The sequence below is a fragment of the Klebsiella sp. BIGb0399 genome (assembly GCF_003752615.1).
GTDB lineage: Bacteria > Pseudomonadota > Gammaproteobacteria > Enterobacterales > Enterobacteriaceae > Klebsiella > Klebsiella lignicola.
The window spans coordinates 786,601-802,547 of record NZ_RKHT01000006.1 but is presented as its reverse complement, the minus strand read 5'-3'; the positions used below and the strand labels follow the sequence as shown (position 1 = coordinate 802,547).

Sequence of the window (15,947 nt, the reverse complement as noted above, 5' to 3'; positions counted from 1 at the left end):
CAAACACGAAAATTGCTACATATCGATAACATTAGAGGCACGAAATGCACTCGACCCGCTATAAAGCTTGTGGTGTGATCCCTGTTCAATATATTAAACTAGGCCTCGCAAATGACCGCCAGCGTCGCCATCGATCGCCACTGCGGGACAGAGTCGGGTAATAAAGGTATACTCCGCCTCCTTTTTTCTGCTTCGGTTTTGATGGAAACGCTCCAGTGAGAGGACGCTACTGCGCACCATGACACAATTCACTTCTCCTGTACTGCACTCGCTGCTTGATACGGATGCCTACAAGCTGCATATGCAGCAGGCTGTCTTCCACCGCTACGAAGATGTGCATGTTGCGGCGGAGTTCCGCTGCCGCGGCGACGATCTGCTTGGTATCTATGCCGATGCGATCCGCGAGCAGGTTGAGACCATGCGTGACCTGACGCTGCAGGACGATGAATATCACTGGTTGTCTACCCTACCGTTCTTTTCTCAGGATTACCTCGACTGGCTGCGTGACTTCCGTTACGACCCGAGCCAGGTCAGCGTCAGCAATGACAACGGCAAGTTGAATATTCGCCTGTCCGGCCCGTGGCGTGAAGTGATCATGTGGGAAGTCCCGCTGCTGGCAGTGATCAGCGAGCTGGTTCACCATTATCGCTCGCCGGAAATCAGCGTCGATTTGGCGTTGGACACGCTCGAACACAAGCTGGCCGATTTCAGGCAGATGACCGCCGACCTCGATCTCAGCGGCTTCCGCCTGATGGACTTCGGCACCCGCCGCCGTTTCTCGCGTGAGGTGCAGCAGGCCATCGTTGAACGCCTGCAGCAGGAGCCGTGGTTTGTCGGCACCAGCAACTACGATCTGGCCCGCCGCCTGAATCTGACGCCCATGGGCACCCAGGCACACGAATGGTTCCAGGCGCATCAGCAAATTAGCCCTAACCTCGCCAGCAGCCAGCGCGCGGCACTGGCCGCATGGCTGGAAGAGTACCCCGACCAGTTGGGGATCGCCCTGACCGACTGCATTACCATGGATGCGTTCCTGCGAGATTTCGGCCCGGAGTTTGCCACCCGCTATCAGGGCCTGCGCCATGATTCCGGCGATCCGGTTGAGTGGGGAGAGAAAGCCATCGCGCACTACCACAAGCTGGGGATCGACCCGCTGAGTAAAGTGCTGGTGTTCTCCGATAATCTCGATCTGGCCAAAGCGGTGGATTTATATCGCCACTTCGCGTCACGGGTTAATCTCAGCTTCGGAATTGGTACGCGCTTAACCTGCGACATTCCTCAGGTGAAACCGCTCAATATCGTCATCAAGCTCGTGGAGTGTAACGGTAAGCCCGTCGCCAAACTCTCTGACAGCCCCGGCAAAACCATCTGCCACGATAAAGCCTTTGTCCGGGCGCTGCGTAAAGCCTTCGATCTACCGCCGGTGAAAAAGGCCAGTTAATCATCATAAGGAGCCGTTCTGGCTCCTTTCCTTTATTTATTTCCGAATTCTCCCCTTCGCGGTGCGAAATCTACTTGTCTGATGGAAGATGACAGGTAACATAGATATCCCCCCATCACCGGGGGATACAGATTTTTTTATTGGACTACGAATAGAGAGACTATTATGAGCGTTGTGCCTGTAGCCGACGTACTCCAGGGCCGTGTTGCCGTTGACAGCGAAGTCACCGTGCGCGGATGGGTGCGTACTCGCCGAGATTCAAAAGCTGGCTTTTCCTTCCTGGCCGTCTATGACGGTTCCTGCTTTGATCCTGTACAGGCCGTCATTAGTAATTCTCTGCCCAATTACAATCAGGAAGTGCTGCGTCTGACTACCGGCTGTTCGGTCATCGTCACCGGTAAAGTCGTGGCATCTCAGGGCCAGGGCCAGAGCTTCGAAATTCAGGCCAGCAGCGTAGAAGTGACCGGCTGGGTCGAAGATCCGGATACCTATCCGATGGCCGCTAAGCGCCACAGCATTGAGTACCTGCGTGAAGTCGCGCACCTGCGCCCGCGTACCAACCTGATTGGCGCCGTTGCCCGTGTTCGTCATACCCTGGCGCAAGCACTGCATCGTTTCTTTGACGAGCAAGGTTTCTTCTGGGTATCGACGCCGCTGATCACCGCATCCGATACCGAAGGTGCCGGCGAAATGTTCCGCGTTTCCACCCTGGATCTGGAAAACCTGCCGCGCAACGATCAGGGCAAAGTGGATTTCGATAAAGACTTCTTCGGCAAAGAGTCGTTCCTGACCGTATCCGGCCAGCTGAACGGTGAAACGTATGCCTGCGCGCTGTCCAAAATCTACACCTTCGGCCCGACTTTCCGCGCCGAAAACTCCAACACCAGCCGCCACCTTGCGGAGTTCTGGATGCTGGAGCCGGAAGTGGCCTTCGCTAACCTGAACGACGTTGCCGGCCTGGCGGAAGCCATGCTGAAGTATGTCTTCAAAGCGGTGCTGGAAGAGCGTGCCGACGATATGAAATTCTTCGCCGAGCGCGTAGATAAAGAAGCCGTATCGCGTCTGGAACGCTTTATTGATGCCGATTTCGCCCAGGTCGATTACACCGATGCTGTCACCATTCTGGAAAACTGCGGCAAGCAGTTTGAAAACCCGGTGTACTGGGGCGTAGACCTCTCTTCCGAGCATGAGCGCTATCTGGCAGAAGAGCACTTCAAAGCACCGGTCGTCGTCAAAAACTACCCGAAAGACATCAAGGCGTTCTATATGCGCCTTAACGAAGACGGTAAAACCGTCGCGGCAATGGATGTTCTGGCACCGGGTATCGGCGAAATCATCGGCGGTTCTCAGCGTGAAGAGCGTCTGGACGTGCTGGATGCCCGCATGGCAGAAATGGGCCTGAATAAAGAAGACTACTGGTGGTACCGCGATCTGCGTCGTTATGGCACCGTTCCGCACTCTGGCTTCGGTCTGGGCTTTGAGCGTCTGATCGCCTATGTCACCGGCGTACAGAACGTGCGTGATGTGATTGCGTTCCCGCGGACCCCGCGTAGCGCCACATTCTGATTGTTTTTCCTTATTACCCGAAAGGCCAGCGTATGCTGGCCTTTTTTTATGTCAAGATTTGTTAACGAATCTTAATTAATCTAAACATCAACCCTTCCGCGTCACATTTATGTTACTCACTATTACGACTCCCTGAGTAAGGATAAATCGCATCTTATGTTCATTTCTCGGTGAAACACCTGATAATTTTGTTCATTTTTTAACCTCCCGCAGCACGAGATGCAAAGACAAACGCTGAGCGAAAAAAAAGCGAAATGCAGCCATAAAATGCACAATCGCGGCTTTATATAAATTAATCATAATTAATTCATATAGATATATATAGGTTGGCGATTTAACGCACAAAGTGGAACGGAATTTTGATTGAGTTCACAAAGTTCCCTAAAAAACACATTTTGTTACATACTCTTTCTTATTGTTACTCATATGCGACATTGGTAGCATTTTCCGGCTAGCGAAACGCTGGCGCGGATGGAAAGATGCCTTCAGACACCAAACTATCATCAATGGTTCTGTAAGTTTTTATTGACAGAATGTATTGGCGGCAGTGGCAAGTGTTCATATAAAAATATTAATGAGGGTAATAAATAATGATGAAGCGCAATATTCTGGCAGTGGTAATTCCTGCCCTGCTGGTAGCCGGCGCAGCGAATGCTGCAGAAATCTATAACAAAAACGGCAACAAACTGGATTTCTACGGCAAAATGGTTGGCGAGCACGTCTGGACCACCAACGGTGACACCAGCAGCGAAGACACCACCTACGCTCGTATCGGCCTGAAAGGCGAAACCCAGATCAACGACCAGCTGACCGGTTACGGCCAGTGGGAATACAACATGGACGCGTCCAACGTTGAAGGTTCCCAGGGGACTAAAACTCGTCTGGCATTCGCTGGTCTGAAAGCGGGTGAATACGGTTCATTCGACTACGGTCGTAACTACGGTGCGATCTACGACGTTGAAGCTGCAACCGATATGCTGGTTGAGTGGGGCGGCGACGGCTGGAACTACACCGACAACTTCATGACTGGCCGTACCAACGGCGTTGCAACCTATCGTAACTCTGACTTCTTCGGTCTGGTTGACGGCCTGAGCTTCGCGCTGCAGTACCAGGGCAAAAACGACGCAAGCACTCGTAACGTTCACAAACAGAACGGCGACGGCGTCAGCACCTCCGCAACCTACGCGTTTGACAACGGTATCGCGCTGTCTGCTGGCTACTCCAGCTCTAACCGTAGCGTAGATCAGAAAGCTGATGGCAACGGCGACAAAGCTGAAGCATGGGCAACTTCTGCGAAGTATGATGCGAACAACGTCTACGCTGCAGTGATGTACTCCCAGACTTACAACATGACCCCGGAAAACCAGGGTAACTACTTCGCCGGCAAAACTCAGAACTTTGAAGCCGTTGCTCAGTACCAGTTCGACTTCGGTCTGCGTCCGTCCGTTGGTTACGTACAGACCAAAGGTAAAGACCTGCAGGGCCGTGCTGGCTTCTCCGGCGGCGATGCTGACCTGGTTAAATACGTTGAACTGGGTACCTGGTACTACTTCAACAAGAACATGAACGTCTACGCAGCATACAAATTCAACCTGCTGGACGACAACGATTACACCAAAACTGCTGGCGTTGCTACCGACGACCAGGCAGCTGTTGGTATCGTTTACCAGTTCTAATCTGCAGTACACCCCTTCGTGATATGCCTAAAAAGCAGGACTTCGGTCCTGCTTTTCTCATTTAGTAAGATAAAGATCGTAACTTTCGAAAACCTTCTCGCTTTTTGTCGCAAACGGTTGGCAATTTGTAAATCTCCCGTTACCCTGATAGCGAAATTCCCTCAGTAATCACAATGGAACCTCGTCATGTTTGAGAACATTACTGCCGCCCCTGCTGACCCCATTTTAGGCCTGGCCGATCTGTTTCGTGCCGATGACCGTCCGACTAAAATTAACCTCGGAATTGGTGTTTACAAAGATGAAACGGGAAAAACCCCGGTCCTGACCAGTGTCAAAAAAGCAGAGCAATACCTGCTGGAAAATGAAACCACGAAAAACTATCTGGGTATCGACGGTATTCCGGAGTTTGGCCGCTGCACTCAGGAGCTGCTGTTTGGTAAAGGTAGCCCGATCGTCAGCGATAAGCGCGCACGTACCGCTCAGACGCCAGGTGGCACCGGTGCTCTGCGCGTTGCCGCAGACTTCCTGGCCAAAAATACCTCGGCAAAACGCGTCTGGGTAAGCAACCCAAGCTGGCCGAACCACAAGAGCGTGTTCAACTCCGCCGGCCTCGAAGTATGTGAATACACCTATTACGATGCGGCCAACCACGCGCTGGATTTTGACGGTCTGCTGGCAAGCCTCAGTGAAGCCCAGGCGGGTGACGTGGTTCTGTTCCACGGTTGCTGCCATAACCCAACCGGTATCGACCCGACGCTGGATCAGTGGCAACAGCTGGCACAGATGTCCGTCGAAAAAGGCTGGCTACCGCTGTTCGATTTCGCCTACCAGGGCTTTGCCCGTGGTCTGGAAGAAGATGCTGAAGGTCTGCGTGCATTCGTTGCGCTGCATAAAGAGCTGCTGGTTGCCAGCTCCTACTCGAAGAACTTCGGTCTGTATAACGAGCGTGTCGGTGCCTGTACGCTGGTGGCCGCCGATGCCGATACCGTTGACCGCGCGTTCAGCCAGATGAAGTCGGTGATCCGCGCCAACTACTCCAACCCGCCGGCTCACGGTGCTTCCGTGGTCGCCACGATCCTCAGCAATGACGCACTGCGTGCAATCTGGGAACAAGAGCTGACCGATATGCGCCAGCGCATTCAGCGCATGCGTCTGCTGTTTGTTAATACGCTGCAGGAAAAAGGCGCCAGCCGTGACTTCTCTTTCATCATCAAGCAAAACGGCATGTTCTCGTTTAGCGGCCTGACCAAAGAGCAGGTACTGCGTCTGCGTGAAGAGTTCGGCATCTACGCCGTGGCTTCCGGGCGTATCAACGTGGCGGGCATGACGCCAGATAACATGGCGCCGCTGTGTGAAGCGATCGTCGCCGTGCTGTAATCTCGCCGGCAGAAAAAATAAAGGCCGCTGACGCGGCCTTTATTACATTCCCCACACGATAAATTACCAGACCGGCATTTCATCCTGCAGGAAGGGGTTGTGCAGACGCTCATAGCCCAGCGTCGATATCGGACCGTGACCAGGAATAAACGTCACATCATCACCTAACGGCAATAATTTACGTTTAATCGCATCAATCAGCTGCCCATGATCGCCGCGTGGGAAATCGCTGCGCCCGACTCCCCCTTTAAAAATCACATCGCCGGAAATCAGCAAGCGTGAAGCATCATCAAAAAAGACAACGTGTCCAGGCGTATGCCCCGGGCAGTGCAGTACCTGCAGAGAGACATTCCCTACGCTGACCACATCGCCTTCATTGAGCCAGCGGTCCGGCTGCAGCGGCTGGCAATCTTCCAGACCGAACATCCGGCTTTGCGCTGGCAGCCCTTCCAGCCAGAACTCATCTTCTTTTTCCGGGCCGATAACCGGCACACCATAATGCTGTGCCAGTTCAGCCGCCGCACCAACGTGGTCGAGATGACCGTGGGTGAGCAAAATCTGCATCAGGCTAACGCCCGCTGCGGCCACTTCCTGTTTGATTCGCTCGGCGTCGCCGCCCGGATCGACCAATGCGGCGAGCCGGGTTTGTTCACACCAGATTAAAGAACAGTTCTGAGCGAACGCGGTGACCGGAATAATACGATAGTTCATGATGCTCCTTTCGTTACCAGTGCCTGACCGGACCGGTATCAATATGCACAAAATTGCTACGTGGGTAGTATCCTACACCACCTGCGCCCATAGATAACGCCGCTTTGCGAACATTGCTTAACGAAATGCCTTCAATATGAAAATCCATGGCCTGTCCCTTGGTGTGATAGCTATGTTTAGCCACACCACGGCTTCGTGCGCGAAGCTCGTCATTGGTATCGAGTGAACGATAGCCAGAGATGAGCTGGACAGGTTTATTCGTGCCAAGTAATCCCTGCAGACGATAGAGGTGATCAAACAAACTCGGATCGATAGTCTTAATTTTATTCGCGCGGAAATCGCGGAAGAAATGATTAAGTCTTGCTAATTCATCCTGAATATAGCCTCTGCCATCGAAAAACTCCGCCTTGAGTGATTCACCAGTATGCAGGTTATTCAACGTCAGAATACGCGGTCGGGGGGTCGAGAGGGTGGCAAATGCCGGCGCAGGCAGGATGGCTGCAGCACCGAGCGCAGCCCCGCCTAACGCCAGCAGTTTGCGGCGATTAGCGTCAAATTTGTCCATGATAATCAGGTCTACAAGTAAATGAATCGAATATATGCACTTCTGGCGCACGAAAGGCACCTTACCGGGCATTATTGCCAACGTCAAGGTAGCCTAACCCCAGTAAATACAGGCCCTGCAGACGCACAGAGCCTGTTTCCACCGAGAGTTAGGACAACAAATTTTGTTGAACTACTTCATTTACCTGATTAATTGTTCCGCTTTTGGCAGAATTTGTGCGCCAGATCGCGCGGTGAGATCGTAATTGTAAATATCTGTACGATATTGCATGCGGCCATCGGAGCCGACGAACGCGGTTAAATAGTAAAGATTGACCGGAATATTTTGACGGATATTCACATAACGGGTGTCGCCCTGCTTCAGCGCATCGGAAATCCGCGTATCGTTCCAGCCCGCATCCTGCAACAGCATATTCGCCAGTTCAGAGGCTTTATTCACCCGCACGCAGCCGGAGCTTAACGCCCGGACATCTTTCTGGAACAGGTTATGGTTCGGCGTATCATGCAGATAGATGGCATCGGAGCTTGGCATGTTGAACTTATAGCGACCCAGTGAATTACGCGCGCCTGGCGCCTGCTGGAAGCGGAACGGCAGATTGTTTTCGGTGATCGTCGACCAGTCAACCCGGTACGGATCGATCGCCTCTTTGCTGTTCCAGCCGCGCATCACGGTATAACCGTGCTGTTCAAGATAACCGGGGTCGTTACGCACCTTCGGCAGAATATCTTTGCGCGCCAGCGTCGGCGGAACGTTCCACGGCGGGTTAACCACCACGTTATTCAGCGCGCTGCTCATCATCGGCGTTTTACGATCCGGACGACCGACGATAACCCGCGATGCCAGAACCTGGCTGCCATCCTGGTAGTAGACCAGTGAGAATGCCGGGATATTCACCATGATACCGGTCGACAGTTTGCCCGGCAGCAAGCGTAAGCGTTGAATATTTAACGCCAGCACCCCGGCGCGTTGCGCCGCCGAGACATTCAACCAGTCGCGTGTGGATTGACCAATAACGCCATCGGCACCCAGTCCCTGCCAGGCCTGAAAACGCTTCACCGCGTCGACAAGCGGGCGATCATAGACCCCGCGTGCCGCGGCTTTCCCTTTCTTCACCGCCGACGGGCTGACGACATCCCCCGGCAGGGCAATGTTAGCGGCATCGTCGAGCATGCCGTTGCGCTGTAAAATTTCACGCAGCGCGCCAATATCGTTGCTCCACTCACCCGGTCGCAGCGAGGCCGTGCCGGTCAACTGCGGCCACGGACGCGAATCCGCCACCAGCGACAGCAGCGCGCGGTGCATCGCCTCATATTGCGGGTGCGTTGGCGTCAGTCCGGCAATAAACGGCACCAGCGCGCCGTTATCCAGCGCTAGCTGCCACTGATTAATCACCGACAGCGGCGGCGTCGCCATCGTGTACGGTTTGGTGCCATACAGCCAGCGATTCCCCTGTACCGGAATGCCGCTGATAAAATGCAGGTAGCCCATCATGGCGTCAGACAGCACGACATCGCGTGCCATACCGTTGACTGCCGGATCGGTCAGCAGGCTCACCCAGGTGGTGAACTGCGGTTGAAACCCGGCGATGGCGACCTCGGCCAGCTGCTGCTGGAAGGCCTGAACCGCCTCGCGGTTCTCCCACATCGGTTTCATGTCCCTGGCCGCATACAGCGCCACCAGCGGATTCATAAACACCGGCTGGTAGCCCGCTGGTAGCAGGGCTGTGATATCAGCGCGACTTTTCTCTACGGCTCCGGCAGCCTGAGGCTGCTCACCGGCCATTTTGGCCACCGCCGCCGACTGGCCGACGCTCTGGCTTAGCGCAGAAGACAGCTCTCCTAAGGTCGCGGAGCTGTCCGTTGGTACGACTTCAGGCTCTTCGGCCTGGGCATTGAACAGTGGAGCAAATGCCAGTGCCAGGCTCAAACTCAGCGCTGACAATGAACAACCATACCGTTTCTTTAGCAACATCCCTTGCCCCCCTGTTGACACATTGCTGCCCACAAATTAGGGCTTACTCTCAGTATATGAAGGCGAAAGCGCTTTTGCCTTCCCAAATGTAAAGAAGTTTAAAGATTATACAACGTTACGGTAGCAGATCCGACAACAAAAAGGGCGACATCATGTCGCCCTTCTAGCTATCAATCATCCCTCTCAGGAAGCATCCGCCGTTCCCGGCAGTGTTTCCGGCAGTTGGGCGGCAAAACCGCGCAGCCCGACCACGTGGACGTGTTCGTGATTATTAAACACTTTACGCACGAGTTTGTAGGTGGTGCCTTTTTCCGGACTGATGTTTTCCGGCGCCGCGATGATCAGCTGCATCTCGAGGCGTTCGCACAGCTCAAACAGCGTGGCGATAGAGCGGGCATCGAGACGCGCCGCTTCATCGAGGAACAGCAGGCGGCATGGCGACAGGTCTTTTCCGCGCAGGCGGCGAGACTCGTCTTCCCAGCTCTGCACAACCATCACCAGAATTGACATCCCGGTACCGATCGCTTCCCCGGTCGACAGCGCGCCGGATTCCGCACGCAGCCAGCCGTCGGAACCACGGTTGACTTCCACTTCCATCTCCAGATAGTTGCGGTAGTCGAGCAGCTCTTCGCCGATGGTCTGCGGCGTGCGCTGCCCCATATCAATCTGCGGATTCAGGCGTTGATACAGTTTCGCCAGCGCTTCGGAGAAGGTCAGACGGTTGCTGTTAAACAAGTCCTGATGCTGTTCATGCTGTTCAGACAACACGTCAAGCAGCGTCGAGTGGGTTTCCCGCACGTTGACATTCAGCCGCACGCTGTTGACCTGCCCGAAGGAGACGCTCTGCAGACCCTGGTTGAGCATACGGATACGGTTCTGCTCGCGCTGGATGGTCTTACGAATAATGTTGGCAACGCTGCGGGAGCTAATAGCCAGCTTCTGTTCGCGGTTAGTCAGCTCTTCGGTCAGACGGTTAAGCTCGATCTCCATCTGTTCAATCGCTTCAACCGGGTCATCGGTACGAATAATATCCTGACGGATACGCTCGCGCAGATGCTGATAAACGGCGACAAAGAACTGAATTTTACGTTCAGGACGTTTTGGATCTTCCGAGACGCGCAGCACATCGCGCAGGTGTTCGTTATCCGACACCGCCAGACGCAGCGCACCGAGGGCTTTATCCGACATCGAACGCAGTTCATCAGCAGAGAGATAGGCCAGCTCGCGACGGTGCAGGCGACGTTCGACGCCGTTGTCTTTCACCAGGCGCATGACCGCACACCAGCCCGCTTTGGCGCTCACCACCTGCTCACGCATTTCGCAGTAGTCACGCTCAAGCTTACGCAGTTTGCGGGTCAGGTTGTCCATTTCCGCTTCGCAGAAGGTCAACGCTTTCTCCAGCTGATTACGGCGGGCGCGGTTGTTGCTTAACTGCGTATGCAGCTCATCGCGACGCGAACGGGCGCGTTCTTCCGCACCGCTATCGGCACGAACGCCGATCTCCTGCAGCTCTTTATACAGATCGCCCAGCAGCTCTTTTTTGGTGTCATAAGAGCTTTTCAGCGAAGCCAGCACCTGATTGTACTGGTTCAGCTGCGCAGAATGGCTACGCATTGCCTCACGGGCGCGGCTACGTTCCGTTTCGGCCTGCTCCAGACGCTGGCGCAGTTTTTCGTTCAGATCGCTGTTGCCGCTCAGCATTTCCGCCGAGTCGGAGTAGCTGAAGTGGGCGCGACGCTGCACCACTTCGCTCAGCGCAAACGCCTGCTGACGCGCATCACGCTGCGTCTGCTGCGAATAGAGATAGTCTTCTTTCAGCTGTTCAAACTGTTCCGGATCGCTTTGCAGTACCGAAACGATCGGCTCCAGCTTCGCCAGTTGATTACCATGCTGCTGAATAAAGCGCGCGGCTTCCTGGGCTTCATCCAGACGTTCCTGAATTTCGTCCACCCGGTCAGCCAGGGTATCGTCCGCCAACAGGCTAAGACGCGGCAGCAGACGGTTAAGGGCCGAGACGCCCTCTTTCGCCTGTTCAAACTGTACCCGGTTCTGCTGGTTATCACTTTCGTGCGTCGTCAGCGCGCGCTCCAGCTCGCCACGGCGGCTGTTGAGCTTGCGGATTTCTTCTTCCGGATCGTCTTCAAAGGCGACCGCCAGATGACTGCCGATAAAGCGGCTGAAAGCCTGATGCTGACGCTGCGTTTTCTGAACATCAAAAGAGAGGGTCGCAAAACGCTCGGACAAATCTTCACGTTCGGCGTGCAGGCTCTCGATACGGCTTTCACGTGCGGCGCGGCCGAACAGCGGCAGCGTCGGGAAGCGTGAATAACGCCATTGACGATCGGCGACCTTCACCACCACCGCTTTTTCCATCTCATCGACGCTGAATACGCTGTCATCGAATGACTGCGGATCGCCCTCGATCAGATAGAGATCTTCCGGGCAATCTTCCAGCCCTTCAAGATGTTCGGTGATCTGCGACAGATCCGGCACCACGATCGCATGGCGCGACGGGCCGTACAGCGCGGAGAAGTACGGGGCATCTTCGAGGCTGACATCGTCATAAATTTCCGACAACAGCACGCCGCCAAAACGTTCCGCCAGCGCATTAAGACGCGGGTCTTCAGAACCGCCCGGCTGACTGAGACGTTCGATCTCTTCGTCAATGGCCCGTTTACGTGCGCCAACTTCGTCACGCTCAACAATCGCTTCGCGCTCGCGCTCCAGCAGCTGCTGCAGATATTCGGTGACGTCCTGGCTCGATTCAAACTGTTCGCCGCTCTGCTCGCAGAGCTGGTTGAGGCTGTTCTGTGCCGCCAGCCAGACCGGCGCACGACGCAGCAGAGACTGGGTGCGCGACTGCAGCTGTTCCAGCTCCTGGCGCAGGTTCATGCGCTGTTCGCTGGCGGAAGAGACGCTATCGGACAACGACGCAATACGCGCTTCCAGCTCCTGATGCAGGGCTTCCAGCTCGTCAAAGTCGTAGCGTTTACCCTGGCGCTTGCAGAAATCGCTCAGCTGACGTTCGGCATCCTGCTGTTCGCGCAGGCGCTGTTCCAGCTCGGTCAGGCGACTCCGCAGCCCTTGCGCTTGCTCGGCATGATGTCGCTGATTCACGCCATCACGCAGCAGTTCCCGCGCGATGTCCCAGGCTTCATTACGCGCCAGTGGGCCGTTAATCGCCGCGACCAGCTGATAAGCCTGTTCAAACTGACCGTGCGCCGTTTGCGCGACGCTCATTTTTTGTTCCAGCGACAGCATTTTCTCCGTCGCTTCTTGCTCTTTCGCCTGGAAGGTTTCCAGCCATTCGCCAGCGCTTTCCGGCGTTAAATCCGGCAAATGGCACAGCGCTTTCGCACGCTCTAGCGCCTGCAGCGCCTGGTTGTACTGAATTGCCCGGGTCTGCTGCACGTCCAGCGCCTGCTGATAGTCGGCAAGCTGGCTTTTCAGCTCATCCACTTCCAGTTCAGCGGCTTCTGCGCGGGCTTCGTTCTCTTCCTGCAGATCGGTCGCTTCTGCGACCACTTCATTCTGCTCTTCAAGACGAATCTGCAGCTCTTCGAGGTCCGCTTCATAGCGCTCGATTTTTTCCTGCTGGCGCAGCGCGGTTTGCACCAGATTCAGATGGTCGCTGGCCGCCTGATAATCAGCTTCCAGATCGCCCTCTGCGCCGTTATGCTCCTGCAGTTCGCGGGCCATATCGACGTGCTTATACTGCTCTGCCGCCAGCTGCGCCCGTGAGGTAAACAGGTCGCGACGGTACTCCAGCGCTTTGTCCAGATGCACCCGACGTTCGTTGGCGTGACGCATGTAGTCCGCCGCCACGTAGTTCGTCGCTTCGCTGATCAGGTGTTTAAACAGATCACGATCGGACTGCGTCACCCGGATCGCTTCAAGGGTCATGCGGTTTTCACGCAGCGCGGCTTCCATGTCCTGGAACGCCTTACGCACGCCGCTGTTTTCCGGCAACAGATAGTCGCGCAGCGAGCGGGTAATGGTGTTGGAGATGCCGCCATACAGCGAGGCTTCAATCAGGCGATAGTATTTACTACGATCCGAGGCCGAGCGTAAACGACGGGCGACGACGCCCAGATCGAACATCAGCGAGTGATAATCGGTGATCGAGTTGAACTGCTTGAACTGCACCCCTTCCATCGCTTCGAGCTTTTCTTTCAGCTCATTGAGGCTCAGAACACGCGCCTGGCGTTCGTTCAGGGTCTCGGTCAGCAGCTGGGTCGGCTGAATCGCCATCGGCAGCCCCTGGATCGCGAAGGGCTTGATATCCACTTTACGATCGCGACCGGCGATCTGCTGCAGGCGCACGCCCACGACCACGCGCTGATGATGGGAGTTGATAACGTCCAGCACCGAATAACAAACCCCGGCACGCAGCTTACCGTGCAGGCCTTTATCGCGCGAACCGCTGGTGGCGCCGGCCTCGGTGGTGTTACGGAAGTGCAGCAGGGTCAGGTCAGGGATCAACGCTGTGACGAAGGCCGCCATGGTGGTTGATTTCCCGGCCCCGTTACCGCCGGAGAGGGTCGTGACCAGCTCATCCAGATCGAAGGTTCGGGCAAAAAAGCCGTTCCAGTTAACCAGCGTTAGCGAGCGAAATTTACCGCGTTCAATCATTACTCTTCCTCCCCGCTATCCGGCTGATGCTCTTCATTTTCGTCATGAAGCTGCAGATGATTTTCCAGCGCCATCGCTTCGCCATCGCGAATCATGCGCAGCTGCGCTTCGCGCGGATCGTCGCCCACGCGCACGTCAGCGCCAAAGCGGAACACCGATTCGGTAATGCGGAATTTGCTGCTGTCATGGCCCATAAACCAGACCATGCCCAGACGGCGCAGACGGTTAAGCGAAGCGCGGACTTTTTCCTGCAGCTTCTGGCGGTCGAGATCCGACCCGGTGGAGCGGTTGTTCACCAGTTTCAGCAGCTTGGCTTCGTCGGCCAGGCTCAGCAGCTCATCGTACAGCTCCTGTTGGGTAAAGATCCCTTCATTGGCCAGACGTTCCGGGCTGAGGTAGAGATAGCAAAGAATTTTGCCCACCATCATATCCAGTTCGGACAGCACCGAACGCGGGATCAGCGTGGTGGAACGCGGGCGCAGATAGAAAAACCCTTCCGGCGCGCGAATCAGCTCAACGTTATAGCGAGCGTAAAATTCTTCCAGGTAGTCCTGGAAATCCATCAAAAATGCGTGATTATCCAGCTCGTCCAGACCCACATGGCGGCCTGCACGCAAGGCGCTATCCAGCGCCGGAAATAACGGATTGCCCAACGCCTGCGCCAGTTTAACTGGCATCACTTGTTCAATATTTGTCGATGACATGCGCCTGTACCTTGGCTCCGTAATCATTAATCGGCTGCCATTTTGCCGGCAGTCCGGTGAAATCTGCTTGTGCGACGCCCAGGCGAACGGCCTGGTCAACAACGATTCGCGCCACATCAAAATGGCGAGCCCGCGGATACTGCGCCAGATATTCGCGCACCACCAGACCCAGGTCCAGCGGCACACCTTTGTCTTTATAGACCACCAGCTGCGCTTCAATCAGCGCGGCAAGCTGTTCGCGAATTTCGTTAAACTCTTCGTACTCCAGATCGGCCGGAAGTTCCCCGGTGACCTCTTCGTCGCGCAGCGCCATCTCTTCATCACGCATATCCAGCAGACGATCGGCGCTGGCGTGGGTCAATGCCCACGGTGCATCAAAGTAGGTTTGAATCGACTGGCGCAGACGCTGGGCGAACACGCGGTTTTTATCCATATCGATGGCGGTACGGATAAATTTGTGGACGTGACGATCGTAGCCGATCCACAGGTCGATAGCCTGTTGGCCCCAGCTGACGATGCGGTCGAGTTTGCTTTGCAGATCGAAAACCAGACGGTCAACAAAATGCAAATCATCGCGCGCGATTGTCGCGTCCTGAATTCTCAACAGGTTTGCCTGAAGCTTGTCGCCCGCAGCGTCCAGCGTATCCTGCAGCTCACGCAGCGTGCCTGAGGTTTCTGACAGCAGCAGTTCACAGCTGGAGATCGCCGCACGCCAGTCTTTATTCAGCAACTGAGCAATATCATCTTTGACCAGCTGCTGCTGCTCATCCATGATGCGCTGCGTCAGGTCGATACTGTCGAAAATCTCAGCCACCGAGTATTTCAGCGGCGCAAAGACGTTGCGATGCCAGTGAAACTCATCGCCGCCCTCTTCAGCAGAATCGGCGGCGCGCTTAAGCTCACCGGCAACGATCGACAGCTGCATCGACAGGCGCAGAGTAGAAAATTCGCGTTGGCGAATATAGTAGTCGGTAATGCCGATACCCAACGGCGTCAGGCGATAAATCGCATTACCTTCCGTAATTTCGCTGGTAAAGCGGTTCAGCAGACGCTGGCGCACCATATCGTTGATCGCGTTATTGGCGCGCTGGCTGATGGTTTCGCTGGTCTGCTCAAACGCATCACTGACGTGGCGGAACGCATCCACCAGTTCTCCCTCAGTCATTTCCCCTTCGAGCCGCTCGCCGTTCAGCGTAGCAACCGCCAGCAGAAAAGAGAGTCTGTCCACCGGCAGCGAAATAGAAAAATCATTTTTTCTGGCCCAGGCAACCAGTTCGGGGACTGTCTGGGAAAATTCACTCATA

The 15,947-nt window shown here is 55.3% G+C and carries 10 protein-coding genes; 4 read left to right on the top strand and 6 right to left on the bottom strand.

Annotated features, from left to right (window positions below; genetic code table 11):
* Positions 1-238 precede the first annotated feature (238 nt).
* From pncB to EDF82_RS14355, 4 genes are all read left to right on the top strand, one after another.
* Positions 239-1,441 carry a nicotinate phosphoribosyltransferase gene (gene pncB / locus EDF82_RS14370; protein WP_123756186.1) on the top strand — a complete coding sequence of 401 codons (1,203 nt, stop codon included), beginning with the start codon at positions 239-241 and terminating at the stop codon, positions 1,439-1,441.
* A gap of 165 nt (positions 1,442-1,606) precedes the next feature.
* Positions 1,607-3,007, top strand: a complete 1,401-nt coding sequence (gene asnS, locus EDF82_RS14365) for an asparagine--tRNA ligase (protein ID WP_123756185.1) — start codon at positions 1,607-1,609, stop codon at positions 3,005-3,007.
* Positions 3,008-3,597: 590 nt separating this feature from the next.
* Positions 3,598-4,683: a porin gene (locus tag EDF82_RS14360; RefSeq protein WP_123756184.1), complete on the top strand. Its 1,086-nt coding sequence runs from the start codon at positions 3,598-3,600 to the stop codon at positions 4,681-4,683.
* Between the two features lie 186 nt (positions 4,684-4,869).
* Positions 4,870-6,060 carry an amino acid aminotransferase gene (locus tag EDF82_RS14355; RefSeq protein ID WP_123756183.1) on the top strand — a complete coding sequence of 397 codons (1,191 nt, stop codon included), beginning with the start codon at positions 4,870-4,872 and terminating at the stop codon, positions 6,058-6,060.
* A 63-nt stretch (positions 6,061-6,123) separates the two neighbouring features.
* Here the strand turns inward: EDF82_RS14355 and EDF82_RS14350 are convergent, their stop codons facing one another.
* From EDF82_RS14350 to mukF, 6 genes are all read right to left on the bottom strand, one after another.
* Positions 6,124-6,771 (bottom strand): MBL fold metallo-hydrolase, encoded by a 648-nt coding sequence (locus tag EDF82_RS14350; protein ID WP_123756182.1) that lies wholly within the window; start codon positions 6,769-6,771, stop codon positions 6,124-6,126.
* Between the two features lie 13 nt (positions 6,772-6,784).
* Positions 6,785-7,336, bottom strand: coding sequence for a YcbK family protein (locus tag EDF82_RS14345; RefSeq protein ID WP_123756250.1), 552 nt, complete (start codon positions 7,334-7,336; stop codon positions 6,785-6,787).
* A gap of 180 nt (positions 7,337-7,516) precedes the next feature.
* Positions 7,517-9,307: a L,D-transpeptidase gene (ldtD, locus tag EDF82_RS14340; protein ID WP_123756181.1), complete on the bottom strand. Its 1,791-nt coding sequence runs from the start codon at positions 9,305-9,307 to the stop codon at positions 7,517-7,519.
* A 183-nt stretch (positions 9,308-9,490) separates the two neighbouring features.
* On the bottom strand, positions 9,491-13,939 hold the full coding sequence (gene mukB, locus EDF82_RS14335; protein ID WP_123756180.1) for a chromosome partition protein MukB: 4,449 nt from the start codon (positions 13,937-13,939) through the stop codon (positions 9,491-9,493).
* On the bottom strand, positions 13,939-14,643 hold the full coding sequence (mukE, locus tag EDF82_RS14330; protein ID WP_123756179.1) for a chromosome partition protein MukE: 705 nt from the start codon (positions 14,641-14,643) through the stop codon (positions 13,939-13,941). The genes mukB and mukE overlap by 1 nt, the downstream gene beginning before the upstream one ends.
* A complete protein-coding gene (mukF, locus tag EDF82_RS14325) occupies positions 14,624-15,946 on the bottom strand; it encodes a chromosome partition protein MukF (RefSeq protein WP_032688584.1) in 1,323 nt (440 codons plus the stop codon). The genes mukE and mukF overlap by 20 nt, the downstream gene beginning before the upstream one ends.
* Between the last annotated feature and the right edge of the window lies 1 nt (position 15,947).

What these genes read in the sequence shown, in the direction of transcription:
- pncB (WP_123756186.1), top strand. Translation starts at nt 239, where the DNA reads ATGACACAATTCACTTCTCCTGTACTGCACTCGCTGCTTGATACGGAT.
- asnS (WP_123756185.1), top strand. Translation starts at nt 1,607, where the DNA reads ATGAGCGTTGTGCCTGTAGCCGACGTACTCCAGGGCCGTGTTGCCGTT.
- EDF82_RS14360 (WP_123756184.1), top strand. Translation starts at nt 3,598, where the DNA reads ATGATGAAGCGCAATATTCTGGCAGTGGTAATTCCTGCCCTGCTGGTA.
- EDF82_RS14355 (WP_123756183.1), top strand. Translation starts at nt 4,870, where the DNA reads ATGTTTGAGAACATTACTGCCGCCCCTGCTGACCCCATTTTAGGCCTG.
- EDF82_RS14350 (WP_123756182.1), bottom strand. Translation starts at nt 6,771, where the DNA reads ATGAACTATCGTATTATTCCGGTCACCGCGTTCGCTCAGAACTGTTCT.
- EDF82_RS14345 (WP_123756250.1), bottom strand. Translation starts at nt 7,336, where the DNA reads ATGGACAAATTTGACGCTAATCGCCGCAAACTGCTGGCGTTAGGCGGG.
- ldtD (WP_123756181.1), bottom strand. Translation starts at nt 9,307, where the DNA reads ATGTTGCTAAAGAAACGGTATGGTTGTTCATTGTCAGCGCTGAGTTTG.
- mukB (WP_123756180.1), bottom strand. Translation starts at nt 13,939, where the DNA reads ATGATTGAACGCGGTAAATTTCGCTCGCTAACGCTGGTTAACTGGAAC.
- mukE (WP_123756179.1), bottom strand. Translation starts at nt 14,643, where the DNA reads ATGTCATCGACAAATATTGAACAAGTGATGCCAGTTAAACTGGCGCAG.
- mukF (WP_032688584.1), bottom strand. Translation starts at nt 15,946, where the DNA reads ATGAGTGAATTTTCCCAGACAGTCCCCGAACTGGTTGCCTGGGCCAGA.